Annotated in this window: 13 protein-coding genes and 1 pseudogene; 6 read left to right on the plus strand and 8 right to left on the minus strand. The window is 73.3% G+C overall.

The genetic code is table 11. From position 1 onward, the window contains the following. Positions 1-16 precede the first annotated feature (16 nt). The 6 genes from ung to KBX46_RS29885 form a co-directional block, all read right to left on the minus strand. Complete coding sequence (gene ung / locus KBX46_RS29860) at positions 17-718, minus strand: uracil-DNA glycosylase (RefSeq protein ID WP_210795295.1); 702 nt, start codon at positions 716-718, stop codon at positions 17-19. 67 nt (positions 719-785) lie between these two features. Next, on the minus strand, positions 786-1268 hold the full coding sequence (gene tsaE, locus KBX46_RS29865; RefSeq protein ID WP_210795297.1) for a tRNA (adenosine(37)-N6)-threonylcarbamoyltransferase complex ATPase subunit type 1 TsaE: 483 nt from the start codon (positions 1266-1268) through the stop codon (positions 786-788). Continuing rightward, the gene (locus KBX46_RS29870) at positions 1265-2368 is read right to left on the minus strand and encodes an alpha/beta fold hydrolase (RefSeq protein ID WP_088950187.1); all 1104 of its coding nucleotides are present in this window, start codon (positions 2366-2368) and stop codon (positions 1265-1267) included. The genes tsaE and KBX46_RS29870 overlap by 4 nt, the downstream gene beginning before the upstream one ends. Then, a complete protein-coding gene (gene alr, locus KBX46_RS29875) occupies positions 2365-3483 on the minus strand; it encodes an alanine racemase (protein WP_099848616.1) in 1119 nt (372 codons plus the stop codon). The genes KBX46_RS29870 and alr overlap by 4 nt, the downstream gene beginning before the upstream one ends. 80 nt (positions 3484-3563) lie before the next feature. After that, positions 3564-5033, minus strand: coding sequence for an NAD(P)H-hydrate dehydratase (locus KBX46_RS29880; protein WP_210795298.1), 1470 nt, complete (start codon positions 5031-5033; stop codon positions 3564-3566). A gap of 54 nt (positions 5034-5087) precedes the next feature. Beyond that, positions 5088-5456 (minus strand): holo-ACP synthase, encoded by a 369-nt coding sequence (locus KBX46_RS29885; protein ID WP_141911139.1) that lies wholly within the window; start codon positions 5454-5456, stop codon positions 5088-5090. A 174-nt stretch (positions 5457-5630) separates the two neighbouring features. Between KBX46_RS29885 and KBX46_RS29890 the strand changes: the two genes are divergently transcribed. Both KBX46_RS29890 and KBX46_RS29895 read left to right on the plus strand, forming a co-directional pair. Further along, a complete protein-coding gene (locus tag KBX46_RS29890; RefSeq protein ID WP_141911140.1) occupies positions 5631-5927 on the plus strand; it encodes a hypothetical protein in 297 nt (98 codons plus the stop codon). Continuing rightward, positions 5924-7540 (plus strand): alpha/beta hydrolase, encoded by a 1617-nt coding sequence (locus KBX46_RS29895; RefSeq protein WP_210795300.1) that lies wholly within the window; start codon positions 5924-5926, stop codon positions 7538-7540. The genes KBX46_RS29890 and KBX46_RS29895 overlap by 4 nt, the downstream gene beginning before the upstream one ends. On the opposite strand, the gene glmS is transcribed toward KBX46_RS29895, so the two are convergent. Continuing rightward, on the minus strand, positions 7527-9440 hold the full coding sequence (gene glmS / locus KBX46_RS29900; protein ID WP_088950192.1) for a glutamine--fructose-6-phosphate transaminase (isomerizing): 1914 nt from the start codon (positions 9438-9440) through the stop codon (positions 7527-7529). The genes KBX46_RS29895 and glmS overlap by 14 nt on opposite strands. A 1000-nt stretch (positions 9441-10440) precedes the next feature. Between glmS and KBX46_RS33225 the strand changes: the two genes are divergently transcribed. Both KBX46_RS33225 and KBX46_RS29910 read left to right on the plus strand, forming a co-directional pair. After that, positions 10441-10710 (plus strand): MmpS family transport accessory protein, encoded by a 270-nt coding sequence (locus KBX46_RS33225; RefSeq protein WP_210795302.1) that lies wholly within the window; start codon positions 10441-10443, stop codon positions 10708-10710. 40 nt (positions 10711-10750) lie between these two features. Beyond that, positions 10751-11944, plus strand: a complete 1194-nt coding sequence (locus KBX46_RS29910) for a pyridoxal phosphate-dependent aminotransferase (RefSeq protein ID WP_210795304.1) — start codon at positions 10751-10753, stop codon at positions 11942-11944. On the opposite strand, the gene KBX46_RS29915 is transcribed toward KBX46_RS29910, so the two are convergent. After that, on the minus strand, positions 11910-12542 hold the full coding sequence (locus KBX46_RS29915) for a PadR family transcriptional regulator (protein ID WP_210795306.1): 633 nt from the start codon (positions 12540-12542) through the stop codon (positions 11910-11912). The two genes, KBX46_RS29910 and KBX46_RS29915, sit on opposite strands and share 35 nt — an antisense overlap. A gap of 75 nt (positions 12543-12617) precedes the next feature. Between KBX46_RS29915 and KBX46_RS29920 the strand changes: the two genes are divergently transcribed. Beyond that, positions 12618-15443, plus strand: coding sequence for an ABC transporter permease (locus KBX46_RS29920; RefSeq protein ID WP_210795308.1), 2826 nt, complete (start codon positions 12618-12620; stop codon positions 15441-15443). Positions 15444-15449: 6 nt separating this feature from the next. Next, positions 15450-15959: pseudogene (locus KBX46_RS29925) on the plus strand (ABC transporter ATP-binding protein); the annotation flags it as partial. Positions 15960-16055 lie beyond the last annotated feature (96 nt).

Genomic DNA, 16055 nt, shown 5'->3' on the forward strand with positions numbered 1-16055 from the left:
CCGCGAGCCGCCGAGGTCAGCCGGCGGTGCGCTCCCAGTCGATGGTGGGCAGGCCGGCGTCGGCGAGCGCCTTGTTGGCCGCGCTGAACGGGCGGCTGCCGAGGAAGCCACGCGGGTTCATCGGGCTGGGGTGGCCGGCCTCCAGCACGACGTGCTGCGGGTTGGTGACCAGGGCCGCCTTCTTGCGGGCGTAGCCGCCCCAGAGCAGGAAGACCACCCGGTCCGGCGAGGCGTCCAGTGCCCGGATGGTGGCGTCGGTGAACTCCTCCCAGCCGGCGTTGGCGTGCGAGCCCGGGGTGGCCTGACGGACGGTCAGCACCGCGTTGAGCAGCAGCACGCCCTGGGCGGCCCACCCGTCGAGGTTGCCGCTGCGCGGCTTGGGAACGCCGACGTCCTCGCCCAACTCCTTGAAGACGTTGCGCAACGACGGCGGCACCGTCACACCGTCGCGGACGCTGAAGCTCAACCCGTGTGCCTGCCCGGCCCGGTGGTAGGGGTCCTGCCCGAGGATCAGCACCCGGGTGCCCTGCGGCGGGCAGAGCCGGTAGGCCGAGAACAGGTCCTCCAGGGGAGGGAAGACGGTGTGCGTCGCGTATTCCCGAGCGACGAACTCGGCCAGCGCGGCGGTGCGCGCCGCATCCAGGTGTGGGGTGAGCACGGCACGCCACTGCTCCGGCAGCAGGGCCAGCAGATCCAGGGCGGGGGCGTCGTCGGGCATCAGGAACCTCTCACACAGCGCGGGTCGGTCCCCCGCACTCTAGGCATCGGGTACGACAGCGGCCGCCCTAGCCCAGGTCGGCGAGCCGACCGGCCCAGTCGCCACCGATCGGGTCCAGCTCGACGATGCGGGTGTCGTCGTCGCGGCGGTCGATCCGGACCCGCAGGTGCGCGTCGACCAACTGCTCCACCAGGCCTTCACCCCACTCCACCACGGTCACCGAGTCCTCGACCGATGCGTCGAGGTCCAGGTCGTCGATCTCGGCGCGGGGGTCGGTGGCGGCGCCCAGCCGGTACGCGTCGGCGTGCACCAGGGCGACCCGGCCACCCCGGGCCGGATCGGGGCGGTGCACCCGGGCGATCACGAACGTCGGCGAGGTGATGTCGCCGAGTACACCGAGCCCGGCGCCGACGCCCTGGGTGAGCGCGGTCTTGCCGGCGCCCAGCGGGCCGGTCAGCAGCACCAGGTCGCCGGCGCGCAGCAGCCCGGCCAGGCGTCGGCCGAACTCCCGGGTGTCCTCGACGGTCGGCAGCTTGACGACGTGACTCACCGTTCCTCCGGCTCTGCGAGTGATTCGAGGAACCGCGCGAGCGCGGCGTTGACCTCGTCGGCGTGCTCCAGCATCACCACGTGTCCACTGTCTTTGATCTTGACGAACTCGGCGTGCGGCAGCCGCCGGACGATCTCCTCCGAGTGGGTCACCGGAGTGATCATGTCCTTGTCGCCGACCACCACCAGCACCGGCGTCGCGGCCAACGCCGCGAGAGCCGGGAAGCGCGAGTGGGTGGCCAGGGTCCGCAGGTAGCGGGTCACCGTGTCGGCCGATGTCCGGGAGTTCATCGTCTCCACGTAGGACACCAGAGACGGGCTGGGTTTGCGGGTGCCGAAGCCGTACTTGCGGGTCAGCAGCCAGGCCACGTTCGACGTCGACTTGCGGGCCTTGTCGATCACCGGCCCGCCGTACCGGGTGGCGTTGCTGACCATGTACAGCACCGGGCCGCCGACCCGGCCGAGCAGCGCGGGCGCGACCAGCTTGGTCTCGGCGATGAGCCCGCCCGAGGTGGCCATCAGGACCGTGCCCACCACCCGGTCACCGAACAGCTCCGGGAACAACTCGGCGAACGCCATGATGGTCATGCCGCCCATCGAGTGACCGACCAGCACCAGCGGCCCGTCCGGGGCGGTGCGGTCGATCACCTGGCGCAGCGTCCGGCCGAGCACCGCGAGGTCGTACTCCCCGGTCTCCAACCGGCCGGACCGACCGTGACCGGGCTGGTCGTACGCCACGACCCGGTAGTCACCCCGGGCCGCGAGCATCTGACGCTGGAAGTGGAACGTCCCCATGTCCAGGCAGAAGCCGTGCACCAGCACCACCGTCGGATGCCCCGGCACCGGCCTGGTCGGCTCGACCACCTCGACGTGGATGTCCGTGCCGTCCGGCAGCTCCAGACGGAACGCCTCGTCGTACCGCTGCTCGCCGAACGCCTCGTGCGCGTAGCGGTCGGCCGGGTCTGCCTTGAGCCGGCGGACCAGGGTGCGCTCGGTCGCGACGCCGGCCGCCAGGCCCGCGGCCGCGACCCCGACCGCGGCCCCGAGGATCCCCGCGACCCGGCCCGCCGCGGTCCGCGGACGCGGAATGCGGTAGCTCATGGTCGCTCGCCGTCATAGATCCGAGGCACGCGTGTGCTGCCGAACCGGGTGACGATCTCGTAGTTGATCGTGCCGACCGCCTCGGCCCAGTCGTCGGCGGTCGGCTCACCGTCGGCACCACTGCCGAACAGGGTCGCCACGTCGCCGTCGGCCACCGGGTCGTCCCCGCAGTCGATCACGAACTGGTCCATGCAGACCCGTCCCGAGATCGTCCGCCGTGCGCCGGCAAGCTGGACCGGGCCGGTGTTGGACGCGTGCCGGGGAACCCCGTCGGCGTACCCGAGCGGCACCACGGCCAGGTTCGCGTCCGCCTCGGTGGTGTAGGCGTGCCCGTAGGAGACGCCGGTGCCGGCGGGCACCCGCTTCGTGAGCATCACCCGGGCGCGTGCGGTCATCGCCGGCCGCAGCCCGTACGTCTCGCCGGCCACCGGGGAGAGCCCGTAGATGGCAAGGCCGGGGCGAACCAGGTCGAAGTGGGTGTCCGGGCGGGTCAGGGTGGCCGCCGAGTTGGCGAGGTGCCGCCAGCGCGGGCGCAGCCCGGCCCGCTCGACCATGGCCAGCCCCTCATGGAAGACGGCCAGTTGGCGATCGGTGGTGGGGTGGCCGGGGCTGTCCGCGTACACGAAGTGGCTCCACACGCCGACCACCTCGACCAGGCCGTCGGCCTGCGCCTTCGCGGCGGCGTCCAGCAGCGCCGGCCAGTCGGCGACGGTCGCCCCGCCCCGCGACAGCCCGGTGTCGATCTTCAGGTGCAGGCGGGCGGGGCGCCCGGCGAGCCGGCTCGCCTCGATCATCTCGTCCAGCTGCGGAAGGCTGGCCGCGCCCAGGTCCACCCCGGCGGTGACCCCCTCGTGCAGCGGCAACCCCGGCGCGAGCAGCCAGGCCAGCACCGGCACTGTCACTCCGGCCCGGCGCAGGGTGAGCGCCTCGTCGAGGGTGCAGACACCGAGCCAGTCCGCGCCGGCGTCGAGCGCGGCGCGGGCGGCCGGAAGCATGCCATGGCCGTACCCGTCGCCCTTCACCACCGCCATCAGCTCGGCGCTGGTGCCGGAGCGGAGCCTGCTCACGTTCTCGCGGATCGCGTCAAGATCGACGCGTACCTCGGCCTGCCACATACGCCCAGCCTACTTTCCGCCGTGATCACCGGGGGCGGCGACGCACGCCCCCGGACGACGACCCGGCCGGAACGGGCCGATCAGCCCAGCCGGGCGACAACCGGGCGAAGTGCGGTGACCACGTCGGGCGCGGTCACCGGCCCACCCCGGGCCGCCTCCCGGCCGGCGAGCCCGTGCAGGTACGCGGCCGAGGCAGCGGCCCGATCGGCGGGCACCCCGGCCGCCAGCAACGAGCCGAGCAGCCCGGCCAGCACGTCACCCGTGCCGCCGGTGGCCAGCGCCGGAGTGCCGGTCGGGTTGACGTACGCCCGGCCGTCCGGCGTGCCGATCACCGTGCGGTCCCCCTTGAGCAGCACCACCGCGTTCATCCAGGCGGCCAGCCGCAGTGCGGAGCCGACGCGGTCGGCGCCGGGCTCCTCCCCGCACAGCCGGGTGAACTCCCGGTCGTGCGGGGTGACCACGATCGGCGCGTCCCGCCCGCGCAGCCGGTCGGCGAGTGAGCCGTCCACCAGCAGGGTCAACGCGTCGGCGTCGAGCACCACCGGCACCGGGGAGGCCAGCACGGCGCGCAGCTCTGCCGCCGCGTCCTCTCCGGTGCCCAGGCCGGAGCCGCAGACCCAGGCCTGCACCCGGCCCGCGTCGGCGACCCGCCCACTGGCGATCACCGAGGGGTGCTGGTGCAGAACCTCGGACCGGGCACCGCCGGCATAGCGGACCAGGCCCGTCGGCCCGGCCAGAGCGCCGCCGACGGAGAGCACCGCCGCGCCCGGGTAGGTCGCCGAGCCGGTCGACACCCCCACCACGCCCCGGCTGTACTTCTCCGACGCCGGGCCCAGCTCCGGCCACCAGTCGACCAGGTCGGACCACTCGGTGACCCGCAGCGCCGGAGAGCCTCGCAGCCACGGGCGCAGCCCGATGTCGACCAACTCCACCTGCCCGGCCAGGGCGGCTGCCGGCCCGACCACCAGTGCGGGCTTGAGAGCGCCGAACGCCACCGTCACGTCGGCGCGGACCGCTGTCGGTCGGCCGGACGCGGACAGCGGCACGTGGCCGGTGTCCACCGCGACCCCGCTCGGCACGTCCACCGCCAGGATGGTGGCGCGCTCGCCGTCGCGCCCACGCAGCTCGCCGAGGCGTTGGACCACCTCGTCCGCACTCGCCCGCAGCCCACCGGTGCCGCCGATGCCGACGATGCCGTCCAGGACCAGGTCGACCGGGCCGGCCGGCTGCGGCACCAGCCGGCCACCGGCCGCTCGCAGGGCGGCCAGCCCGGCGGCGTGCGCACGCCCGGGGGTGAGCAGCAGGGCGGACACCTGGACTCCCCGGCGGGCCAGCCGCTCCCCCGCGTACAGGGCGTCGCTACCGTTGTCACCGGAACCGACCAGCAGCAGCACCCGGGCGCCGTAGACCCCGCCCCGCTCGGCGAGCAGCAGCGCGGCCCGGCGGGCCAGCCCGGCGGCGGCCCGCTGCATCAGCGTCCCGTCCGGCAGCGTGCCCATCAGCCCTGCCTCGGCCGCCCGTACGTCGGCCACCCGCCACACCGATCTCATGCCACCGTGTCCCATTCGTTCGCGGGTGGACCGGGTCGGCCCGCCCAGCCGACGTCACCGTTCCGCGACCACCATCGCCGACGCGATCCCCCCGTCGTGCGACAACGAGAGATGCCAGCGGTTGACCCCACGCGCGTCGGCCGCCGCCGCGACCGTGCCGGAGACGGCGAGCCAGGGGCGGCCGTCCGGGTCGGGCACGATCTCGCAGTCGTGCCAGCTCAGCCCGGCCGGAGCGCCGAGCGCCTTGGCCACGGCCTCCTTGGCGGCGAAGCGGGCGGCAAGGGACTCCGGTGATCGCGGGGCACCGGCGCGGGTGTGTCGCTCGGCAGTGGTGAAGAGCCGGTCGGCGAGCAGCGGCGTCCGTGCCAGGGCCCGGGCGAACCGGTCGACCAGGACGACGTCGATGCCGACAGCGACGATCACCACTTCACCCTACCGGCGGCCGGGGCCGCACATTAGCCGTCGGGCCCGCGGTGGGCAACGCCTGTGGACAGGCCGGGGTACGCCTCAACGCCGGCTGTCCACAGGGCACTCGACGACCTCCGGTACGCGCCTAGCGTCAGCGCGTCGATCCCGATCGTCGGTGGGGGTGTGGTCATGACCGATAAGCCGTTCGTCGTCCGGCCGGAGGAGCTGCGCGCGGTCGCCGTGGTGCTCGACGACGGGGCGCACCGGCTGGCACTGGGCCTCGCGGGGGTGCCCGGGTTGCTGGTGACGGCACCCGAGTGGCGAGCCGGCGCGGCCCTGGCCGGGGTGGAGGCAGCCGTGCACTCCTGGTTGTGCCTGGTGGGTGCTCGGGTCACGGCGGCCTCCGCCGGGGTGCGGGCCGCGGCCGAGGCGTACGAGTCGGTCGACGACCGGGCGGCCGACCGGTTCGCCACCCTGCACCGGTGAGCAGCGTCGCCTACCGACACCTGTGGGCAGCCGATCCGAGCGGGTGGCGGGCCACCGGGACGGCCTGGGCGGGGTTGACCGGGCTGGTCGACCGACGCGTCGGTGAGCTGCGTACGGCGGACGGGCGCTTGCGGGGCGGTTGGTCGGGCGCGGCGGCCACGGCGGCGGACGCCCGGCTCGTCGGTCTTCGTGACGAGCTGACGTCGGTCGCACCCGTGTTGATCGAGGTCGACCAGGTGCTGGCCGAGTTGGGCGGCCGGCTGACCGTGGCGAAGGCACGGCTCGCCGATGCGGTCGCCCTGGCGGACGCGGCCGGCCTGCTGGTGGACCGCTCGGGTGGGGTGCACGTCGATCCCGCCCGGGCCCGGCCGACCGAGCGGGCCGGCGTGGCTGCGGCCCGGGTGGCGGCAGACCTGCGGGACGCGCTCGACGAGGCCGGTGCCGCGGACCGGGCCGCCGCCGACCGGTTGGACGAGCTGGCTCGGGCCGCCGGCACCGGCTGGGCCTCCCCGCCACCGCCGGACCGGCCGGCCCCCGGTGCGGCGCCGACCCTGGTCCGCGCCTGGTGGGCGGGTCTGACACCGGCGCAGCGACGGTGGCTGATCGGGCACGAGCCGGCGCTTGTCGGCCGATTGGACGGGGTGCCGGTGGCCGCCCGCGACCAGGCCAACCGGCTGCGGCTCGGGGTCTGGCGGGAGGAGCTGCTGGCCGAGCGGCGGCGGTTGCTGACCCGGGTGCCGCCGGGGGCGCTCGCGTCGGTCCGGCTGCGCGGGCTGGCTGAGCGGTTGGCCGGTCTGGACACGCTGGGCGGACGACTGGCGGGCGGTGGGGAGCCGCGGGCATACCTGCTGGGGCTGGATACGGCCGGTGAGGGTCGGGTGGTGCTGGCGCTCGGCGACCCGGACCAGGCCGACCGGGTGCTCACCTACGTGCCGGGGATGGGTTCCGGGCTGGACGACGCCCCCGGTGAGCTGGGCAGGGCGGCGCGGGTGCTGGACCGGTGCACCACGCTCGCCCCGACCGAACGCAGCGCGGCGGTGCTCTGGTTGGACTACGACGCCCCGGATTTCGTGACCGACGCGGCTTTCGCAGGTCTGGCACGCGATGCCGGCCCGGCGCTGCACCGCTTCCAGGAGGGGCTGCGGGCCACCCACGAGGGGCCACCGGCCCGGCAGACCGTGCTCGGGCACAGCTACGGGTCACTGGTGGTGGGCATGGCCGCCCGGGAGCACGGGCTGGCCGCCGACGCTCTGGTCTTTGTCGGTTCCCCAGGGGTCGGTGCGTCGCACGCCGCCGAGCTGGGCGTGCCCGCCCGGGAGGTCTGGGCGAGCAGCGCTCCCGACGACGTGATCCGCGGGGCCCTTCCGGTGGACGAGATGGGCCGACGTGCGCTGTCCGGCGCGGCTCCGCTGGCCGCCGCGCTGGCCTGGCCCGACCGGACCGGCCACGAGCTGTGGTTCGGTCACGACCCGTCGGATCCCGGGTTCGGCGGTCGGGTCTTCGGCAGTGGGCGAGGAGGCCACACCGGTTACTGGGACCCGGGCAATCCCGCGCTGGACGGGATGGCCCGGGTCGTGCTGGGCCAGGTCGTTGAGGGGCCTACTCGACGGTGACCGACTTGGCCAGGTTGCGGGGCTGGTCCACGTCGTGTCCACGGGCGGCGGCGATCTCGGCGGCCAGCACCTGCAACGGCACCGTGGTGACGAGCGGGGCCAGCAGCGTCGGCGTACGCGGCACGTAGATGAGGTGGTCGGCATACCGGACGACCGCCTCGTCGCCCTCCTCCGCGATCACGATGGTCCGCGCACCGCGCGCCCGGACCTCCTGGATGTTGGAGACGACCTTGTCGTGCAGCATGCCCCGGCCGACCGGCGAGGGCACCACGCAGATGACCGGGGTGCCCTTGTCGATCAGGGCGATCGGGCCGTGCTTCAGCTCGCCGGCGGCGAAGCCCTCGGCGTGCATGTACGCCAGTTCCTTGAGCTTCAGCGCGCCCTCCAGGGCCACCGGGTAGCCGACGTGCCGGCCGATGAACAGCACTGTCGGCTCGGACTTCAGCTCCCGGGCCAGCTCGCGGACGGGCTCGATCCGGTCGAGCAGCTCGCGCAGCTTGCCGGGGATCTCCTGCAACTGCGCGACCACCGCGCCCACCTCGTCGGCGAACTTGATGCCGCGCACCTGGGCCAGGTGCAGGCCGATCAGGTAGCAGGCGACGACCTGGGTGAGGAACGCCTTGGTGGAGGCGACGGCGATCTCCGGCCCGCCGTGGGTGTAGAGCACGGCGTCCGACTCACGGGGGATGGTCGAGCCGTTGGTGTTGCAGATCGCCAGCACCCGGGCCTTCTGCTCCTTGGCGTGGCGCAGCGCCATCAGGGTGTCCATCGTCTCGCCGGACTGCGAGATCACCACGATCAGCGTGGACCGGTCGAGGACCGGGTCGCGGTAGCGGAACTCGCTGGCCAGCTCCACCTCGCAGGGGATCCGGGTCCAGTGCTCGATGGCGTACTTGGCGACCATGCCGGCGTGGTACGCCGTGCCGCAGGCCACGATGAAGATCTTGTCGACGTCGCGCAGGTCCTGGTCGCTGAGGCGGACCTCGTCGAGGGCGATCTCGCCGGTCTCGGTGAGCCGGCCGAGCAGCGTGTCGGCGATGGCCTGCGGCTGCTCCTCGATCTCCTTGAGCATGAACCAGTCGTAGCCACCCTTCTCGGCGGCCGAGGAGTCCCAGTCGATGTGGAAGTCCTTGCCGGCGGCGGGCTGGCCGTCGAAGTCGGTGATCTCGATGCTGTCACCGGTGATCAGGACGATCTGGTCCTGGCCCAGCTCGACCGCTTCCCGGGTGTGCTCGATGAACGCGGCCACGTCGCTGGCCAGGTAGTTCTCACCGTCGCCGCGGCCGACGACCAGCGGCGAGTTGCGCCGGGCGCCGACGACCGCACCGGGCACGCCGGCGTCCACCGCGAGCAGGGTGAACGCGCCCTCCAGCCGCTGGCAGACCACACGCATGCCGGCGGCGAGCAGCTGCGGGCTGTCCGGCTGGCCGGCGGCGCGCAGGTCGGCCAGCGCGGCGGCGAGCAGGTGCGCGGCGCACTCGGTGTCGGTGTCGCTGGTGAACTGGACGCCGTCGGCCTCCAGCTCGTTACGGAGCTTGGCGAAGTTTTCGATGATGCCGTTGTGGATCACCGCGACCCGGCCGTCGGGGGCGACGTGCGGGTGGGCGTTGCGGTCGGTCGGGCCACCGTGGGTGGCCCACCGGGTGTGCCCGATACCGGTGGTGCCGTCACCGATGCCGATCGGGCTGGCCGCGCAGGAGGTCGGGTCGTCGGCGGCCCGCTCGGACAGCACCTTCTCAAGGTTGGCCAGCTTGCCGGCCTTCTTCTCGGTCAGCAGCCGGTCGTCGCAGACGATCGCGACGCCCGCCGAGTCGTAGCCGCGGTATTCCAGCCGCCGCAGCCCGTCGAGCACGATGCTGAGTGCGGGGCGCGCGCCCGCGTATCCCACGATTCCACACATGGCCCGCAGCCTAACCCAGTTTCACTCATGATGGGTGCTCGAAAGTCGGGTTATCAATCACGGAATCTGAGCGATCGGGGGTTGGCGGGGCGCAACGGGACGAGCATCGCAGGCCGGACGGGGCCGCCCGGAGGTGACGGGGGTTGCGGCGCGCCGTCGGGTACGACAGTCTCTCGGCGGGTTCGGCGCGCCCGCCCTCGGCCCGTTCGTCCCATACCCACTCCCGCCCGGAGCAGCCATGTCCGACGCGCCCCCGCCCGATCCGTCCCCCTCCTCACCATCGGACCCGGCACCCGGCGGCACGTCGGGGTCGGCACCCGAGCCGTCCCCGCTGCGCCCGGCCTCTCCGTTGCCACCGGATCCGACGGCACCGCCCTCCCCCGCTGGGCTCCCGGCGCCCGACCCACTGGCACCGGCTCAGCCGTGGGCACCGCCGGCGCCGTGGGCGCCAGGCCCGTGGACTCCGGCCGCGCCGTGGACCCCGTCGCCGCCCCCGACCCAGTGGACGCCCCAACCGCCGCCGACCCCGTGGACGCCCGGGCCACCAGCGTCGCCGTGGTCGCCGTCCCCGCCCGACCCGTCGGATCCGACGGCCGCCGGGCCGCCTCCGGCAGCAGGATGGCCCACGCCTACCGGTGCGCCACCGCCCGGGCACTGGCCGCCGTCAGCCGGATGGCCGCCCCACGGCTATCCGCCGCCGTACACCTACCCCGGCCAGCCGCGTGCCAGCGGCAGCCCGACCACGAGCAGCGGCCGGATCGTCGGCATCGTCGTCGCGGTCTTCGTGGCACTGGTCCTGGCCGTCTGCGGTTGCCTCTGCGCGAGTGGTTTCCTGTTGGACAGACCCGGCTCGGAGCCGATCGCCGAGGAGCCGTGGGTTGTTCCCGACGACGGTTGGACCGCACCCACCACACGTGCGCCCATTCCGGAGCGACCCAGCCCCGCGCCCCCGACCCCGAGCAAGCAGCCGGTCACCCGACCGACGTCGGGGCCGGCCCCGGTGACGGTGGTCTACGAGGTCACCGGATCGGGCGAGGCCGACATTGCGTACTTCGACGCCGAGAGCGACCTGATCCACGTCGACAGCGCGAAGCTCCCCTGGCGCACCACCATCCGGACAAACGGCGCGAGCCGGGTCAGGTTGGAGGCCGACTGGGTCGATATGGAATACGAGGGTCTCCTCGAATGCAGCGTCACGATCAGCGGCACCGGCACGCCGGTGGTCCTCAAGGAGCGGAGCTACGGCAGCATCTGGTGCGCGCCCGAGTGAGGCTGGGGTTCGGCACTGGTGTGGCCTTAGGCTGGCGCAGGTGACGAGCACCGATGTCGACCCGCTGGTGGCCCGGATGCGGCCGTTCGGCACGACGATCTTCGCCGAGATGTCCGCCCTCGCCGTGCGCACCGGCGCGGTCAACCTCGGGCAGGGCTTCCCGGACACCGACGGTCCGCCGGAGATGCTGGCCGCCGCCGCCGAGGCGCTGCGCGGCGGGCAGAACCAGTACCCGCCCGGCCCGGGGATTCCCGCCCTGCGCGCGGCGGTCGCGGCCCACCAGCAGCGGTTCCAGGACCTGTCGTACGACCCGGACGGCGAGATCGTCATCACCGCGGGTGCCACCGAGGCGGTCGCGGCCAGCATCCTCGCCCTCTGCGAGCCGGGTGACGAGGTGGTGTGCTTCGAGCCGTACTACGACTCGTACGCTGCCTCGATCGCCTTGGCCGGCGCGGTCCGGCGACCGGTGACCCTGCGGCCCGCGGCCGACGGCCGGTACGCCTTCGACCCGGCGGCGCTGCGCGCGGCGTTCGGCCCGCGCACCCGACTGGTGCTGCTCAACTCACCGCACAACCCGACCGGCAAGGTCTTCACCCCGGCGGAGTTGGCGCTGGTCGCCGAGCTGTGTCAGGAGTTCGGCGCGTACGCGGTCACCGACGAGGTGTACGAGCACCTGGTCTTCACCGACGCGTCGAGCCCGCACGTGTCGTTGGCCAGCCTGCCCGGGATGCGGGAGCGGACGCTGCGCATCTCCTCGGCCGGCAAGACGTTCTCCTGCACGGGTTGGAAGGTCGGCTGGGCGAGCGGCCCGGCGGCGCTGGTCTCGGCGGTGCTGCGGGTGAAGCAGTTCCTCACCTTCGTCAACGCGGCGCCGCTGCAACCGGCGGTGGCAGTGGCGCTGGCGCTGCCGGACGACTACTACACCGGCTTCCGCGACGGGCTCCAGCAGCGCCGTGACCAGCTCGTCGGTGGTCTCACCGACGCCGGGTTCGAGGTGCTCGACTCGGAGGGGACATACTTCGTCACCGCCGACATCACCGCGCTCGGCGGCCGGGACGGGGTGGAGTTCTGCCGTTCGCTGCCGGAGCGCTGTGGTGTGGTGGCGGTGCCGACGCAGGTCTTCTACGACGATGTGGAGGCGGGCCGACGGCTGGTCCGGTTCGCGTTCTGCAAGCGCCCCGAGGTGCTGACCGAGGCGGTCAGCCGGCTGCGCGCTCTGAGCCCGAGCCACTGACCGGTCCGCCGAGGGCTGATCCGGGGTCGCTCGACGACTGAGACGCCGGCGGTGTCGCGAGCCGGGTCAGCAGTTGGCCCCCGTCGCCGAGCAGCACCGACTCGGCGTCGTCCACGAACGACAGGTCGGCCGTCACGTGCCGGCTCGCCGCGGTGAGCAGCAACCCGACCACCGGGTCCTCGGCGGCACGCCGGAGGCCGTCCAGATTGCGCAACTCGCGCAGCAGGTGCCCGCGTTGGTTGCTGAGCACCGCGCGCACGGTGGCCGCGGAGCCGGACCGGGCGGCGGCGGTGACCTTGAGGAAGAAGTCGTCCCGGAATCCCCCGCTGCGTGGGCTCGGCTCGGCCAGCCACCGTGCCAGCTCGGCGCGGCCGGCCTGGGTGATTTCGTAGACCACCCGGTCCGGCTTGATCGGTTGCGGCTGCCGTTCGGCGACGACCAGCTCGTCCCGGGAGAGCCGGTCGAGGATCTGGTAGAGGTGGCCGATGTTCAGCGGCCCCCACTGCGGGCCGACGGCGGCCTCGAACGATCCCTTGAGCTGGTAGCCGTGGCTGGGGGCACCAGCGAGCAGGGCGAGGACAGCGTGCTGGATCGCCATGTCACCTCCGGTACGGGCCTTGCATTGTCACAATGTATCGCGCAGAGTGGGAGACAGCACACGGGGAGGCGCGACATGCTCGGCTTCATCTGGAGACAGCTGCGCGGCCGTGCGGGGCGGTCGGTGGCGCTGGTGATCGGCGTGCTGGTGGCCACCACCGGCTTCGTGGTCCTGACGGGCGCCACCACCACCTCTCGCCTGGACGTCACCGGCACTGTCGAGCGCAACACCCGGGTCGCCTACGAGATCCTGGTCCGTCCGAAGGGGACCCGCACTCCGCTCGAAGCCGAGCGTGGGCTGGTCCGCCCCAACTATCTCTCCGGGCTCTTCGGCGGCATCACCACCCAGCAGTACGAGCAGGTGAGGGCAGTCCCCGGCATCGAGGTGGCGGCACCGATCGCGATGCTCGGCTATTCCACCACCCTGCTGCCGACGCCGATCGACCTCACCGAGGCCGTCGACCGCTCGCTGGATCGCCAGGTCATCCGGGTCGACCCGACCTTCCACGCCGAACGTGGTCTCTCCAGCGCACCGGGCAAACCCCGGTACGTGTACGTGACCACGAAGCCGTTGATCTACCCCCGGATCGACTGGGGAACCGACAGCGACGCCGTACCGTACTCCGACGGGCGGTCCTATTCCTGGTCGGACACCTGCGGACCGACCCCGCGCGAGGTGCAGCCGGACGGGCGCAGCCTTCCCATCTGCGACCCGGGATACGGGCTGCTGGGCAACCCGGGCACCTACTCCGAGCGCGAGGACTGGTCCCTGCACGCCGTCCAACTGCTGCCCGACGGCCGGTTCCAAGCCGACTCGTACATCCTCGCGACCGACCGGGACGGCTCCTCCACACCCTCCGACCGGCTGGTGATGGCGTACGACCTGACCGTGCCGTTCCTCCTGGCTGCGGTCGACCCGGTGGCCGAGGAACAACTTGTCGGCCTCGACGAGGCCGTGGTCACCGGTCGGGCCGTGCGCACCGACGACACGGTCGCCGTCAACCGCCGGGGCACAGCGGACAACTACGAGGTCCCGGTCCTCGTCACCAACCGACCCTTCATCGACGAGTCGCTGGCAGCCAGGTTCACCCGACTCGCGATCAGCCCCGCCGGGGTGGAGGCGATCGACCTGGAGAAGACGTTGAGCCGCCCTGGCGGGACTCCGGTCGGGTCCGGTCGGTACGACCTCACCGCCGGGCACCAGGCGATGCTGACCGAGGAGCTGTCGCCGGGCGGGTGCTGCGTCGGTCAACTCCAGAGCGTCGTGCAGTCGAGCGACGTGCAGTACGACCGGCTGCCCGACGGCACCCTGCGGGCCCGTGCGCAGCCGCCCGGCAACCCGGAGGTGTACAGCCAGGAGAAGGCGTACAACCCACTGCCCCGGCCCTGGCTGGCCGACGACACCGGTTCCCGATCGATACGGGCGCTGCCGCTACCCACCGGCGGAAGCACGGCCAATCGTTTCTGGCGGGCCGTCGGTGTCTTCGACCCGGGCCGGCTGGCCGGTTTCAGTGACCTCGGCCAACTGCCGCTGGAGACCTACCAGGCGCCGACGGCACAGGGTGCTGACGACCGCAGCCGGGCAGCGCTGGGCGGTCAGCCGCTGGCACCCAGCGGAAACCCCGCCGGCTACCTGTCGGCGCCGCCGCTGCTCCTCACCAACCTCGGCAGCGTCCCGAAACTCCTGGAGGGCGGCGGCGGGGCACAGGCCAAGGCCCCGATCAGCGCGATCCGGGTACGGGTGGCCGACGTCGGCGGCTACAGCGAGCGCTCGGCCGAACGGGTCCGGCTGATCGCCGAGCAGATCGCGGCGCGCACCGGGCTGGACGTCGACATCACCCTCGGCTCGTCGCCCGCACCGCAGACCGTGGAGCTGCCCGCGGGCTCGTTCGGCCGGCCGATGCTGCGGCTGACCGAGAGCTGGTCGGCACTCGGCGTGGCCTCGATCATCACCCAGGCGGTGGACCGCAAGAGCCTGGTGCTCTTCGTGCTGGTGCTGGTGGTCTGCGTGCTGTTCCTCGCCAACGCGGTCAGCGCGGCCGTCCGGGACCGACGCTCCGAGCTGGCGGTGCTCTCCTGTCTCGGCTGGCCGGTCCGCCGCATCGCGGCGCTGATCCTGGGCGAGGTCGCTCTGCTCGGGCTCATCGCGGGTCTGCTCTCACTGGCCCTCGCGGTCCCGCTCGGGATCGCGCTCGGCATCGACGTCGACTGGCGGCGGTCGGCCCTGGCCGTACCCATTGCCCTGCTGCTCTCGCTGGCCGCCGGCCTGGTGCCGGCGCTGCGGGCCGCGCGCGCCCACCCGGCCGCCGCCCTCCGCCCGATCGTCGCTCCCGCCGGCTGGGTACGCCGGCCCCGCACCCTCTTCGGGTTGGCCCTGGTCAACCTGGCCCGCACCCCCGGACGCACGTTCCTCGGCGCCGGCGCGCTGGCGATCGGGGTGGCCGCGCTGACGCTGGTCAGTGCCGCCGCGTGGGCGTTCCGGGGTGCGATCGTCGGCAGTCTGCTCGGCGATGTGGTCTCGCTGAGCGTCCGCGGCGCGGACACCGTGGCCGCCGCGGCCACCGTGCTGCTCGGCGCCGCGGCGGTCGCGGACGTGCTCTACCTGAACATCCGTGACCGGGCCGCCGAGCTGGCGACCCTGCGGGCGATCGGCTGGACGGACGCCGAACTCGGCCGGCTGGTCGGCTACGAGGGTCTGGCGCTGGGGCTCGTGGGGTCGACGACCGGCGCGGCGGTCGGCCTGGCCAGCGCGGGTTGGCTGATCGGCACCATTCCGGGAGCGCTGCTCCTGGTGGCCGCGCTGGTCGCGCTGGCGGGCGCCCTGGTGAGCACTGTCGCCGCACTGGTGCCCGCCGCCCTGTTGCCGCGTCTGCGGCCCGCCCGACTACTGGCAGAGGAGTAGCAGACCATGAGCGAGCAGAGCGGCAGTGCGATCTCGGTCGACCACCTGGTACGAGGATTCGGCAGCGGTGCGGACCGGTTGACGGCGGTCGACGACGTGTCCCTGACCATCGCGGCCGGCTCGGTGGTGGCGCTGACCGGGCCGAGCGGGTCGGGAAAGTCGACGTTGCTGCACCTCATCGGTGCGATCGAGCAACCCGACGAGGGCTCCGTCGTCGTCGACGGCGTGGTGGTCAACAACCTGCGCCGAGCCGCGCTGGCCCATTACCGGCAGCGGGTGGGGTTCGTCTTCCAGCGCTACCACCTGCTGCCGGCGCTCACCGTGCTGGACAACGTGATCGCCCCGGTGCTGCCGCAGCGCGGCCGGGCCGACCACGCGGCACGGGCCCGGGAGCTGCTCGACGCGGTCGGTCTGACCGGGCGGGAGCGGGCCCTCCCGGCGCAGCTCTCCGGTGGCCAGCAGCAACGGGTGGCCATCGCCCGGGCACTGATGGGCGCACCGGGTCTGCTGCTGGCCGACGAGCCCACCGGCAACCTCGACTCCACCACCGGCGGGCAGATCCTCGACCTGCTGCTCGACCTTCGCGACCGGCACGGCATGACCATCCTGCTC

Source organism: Micromonospora sp. C81 (assembly GCF_018070425.1).
GTDB classification, from domain to species: domain Bacteria; phylum Actinomycetota; class Actinomycetes; order Mycobacteriales; family Micromonosporaceae; genus Micromonospora; species Micromonospora zamorensis.

Coding starts and splice junctions, on each gene's coding strand:
- ung (WP_210795295.1), bottom strand. CDS start 718: ATGCCCGACGACGCCCCCGCCCTGGATCTGCTGGCCCTGCTGCCGGAG.
- KBX46_RS29870 (WP_088950187.1), bottom strand. CDS start 2,368: ATGAGCTACCGCATTCCGCGTCCGCGGACCGCGGCGGGCCGGGTCGCG.
- alr (WP_099848616.1), bottom strand. CDS start 3,483: ATGTGGCAGGCCGAGGTACGCGTCGATCTTGACGCGATCCGCGAGAAC.
- KBX46_RS29880 (WP_210795298.1), bottom strand. CDS start 5,033: ATGAGATCGGTGTGGCGGGTGGCCGACGTACGGGCGGCCGAGGCAGGG.
- KBX46_RS29890 (WP_141911140.1), top strand. CDS start 5,631: ATGACCGATAAGCCGTTCGTCGTCCGGCCGGAGGAGCTGCGCGCGGTC.
- glmS (WP_088950192.1), bottom strand. CDS start 9,440: ATGTGTGGAATCGTGGGATACGCGGGCGCGCGCCCCGCACTCAGCATC.
- KBX46_RS29915 (WP_210795306.1), bottom strand. CDS start 12,542: ATGGCGATCCAGCACGCTGTCCTCGCCCTGCTCGCTGGTGCCCCCAGC.
- KBX46_RS29920 (WP_210795308.1), top strand. CDS start 12,618: ATGCTCGGCTTCATCTGGAGACAGCTGCGCGGCCGTGCGGGGCGGTCG.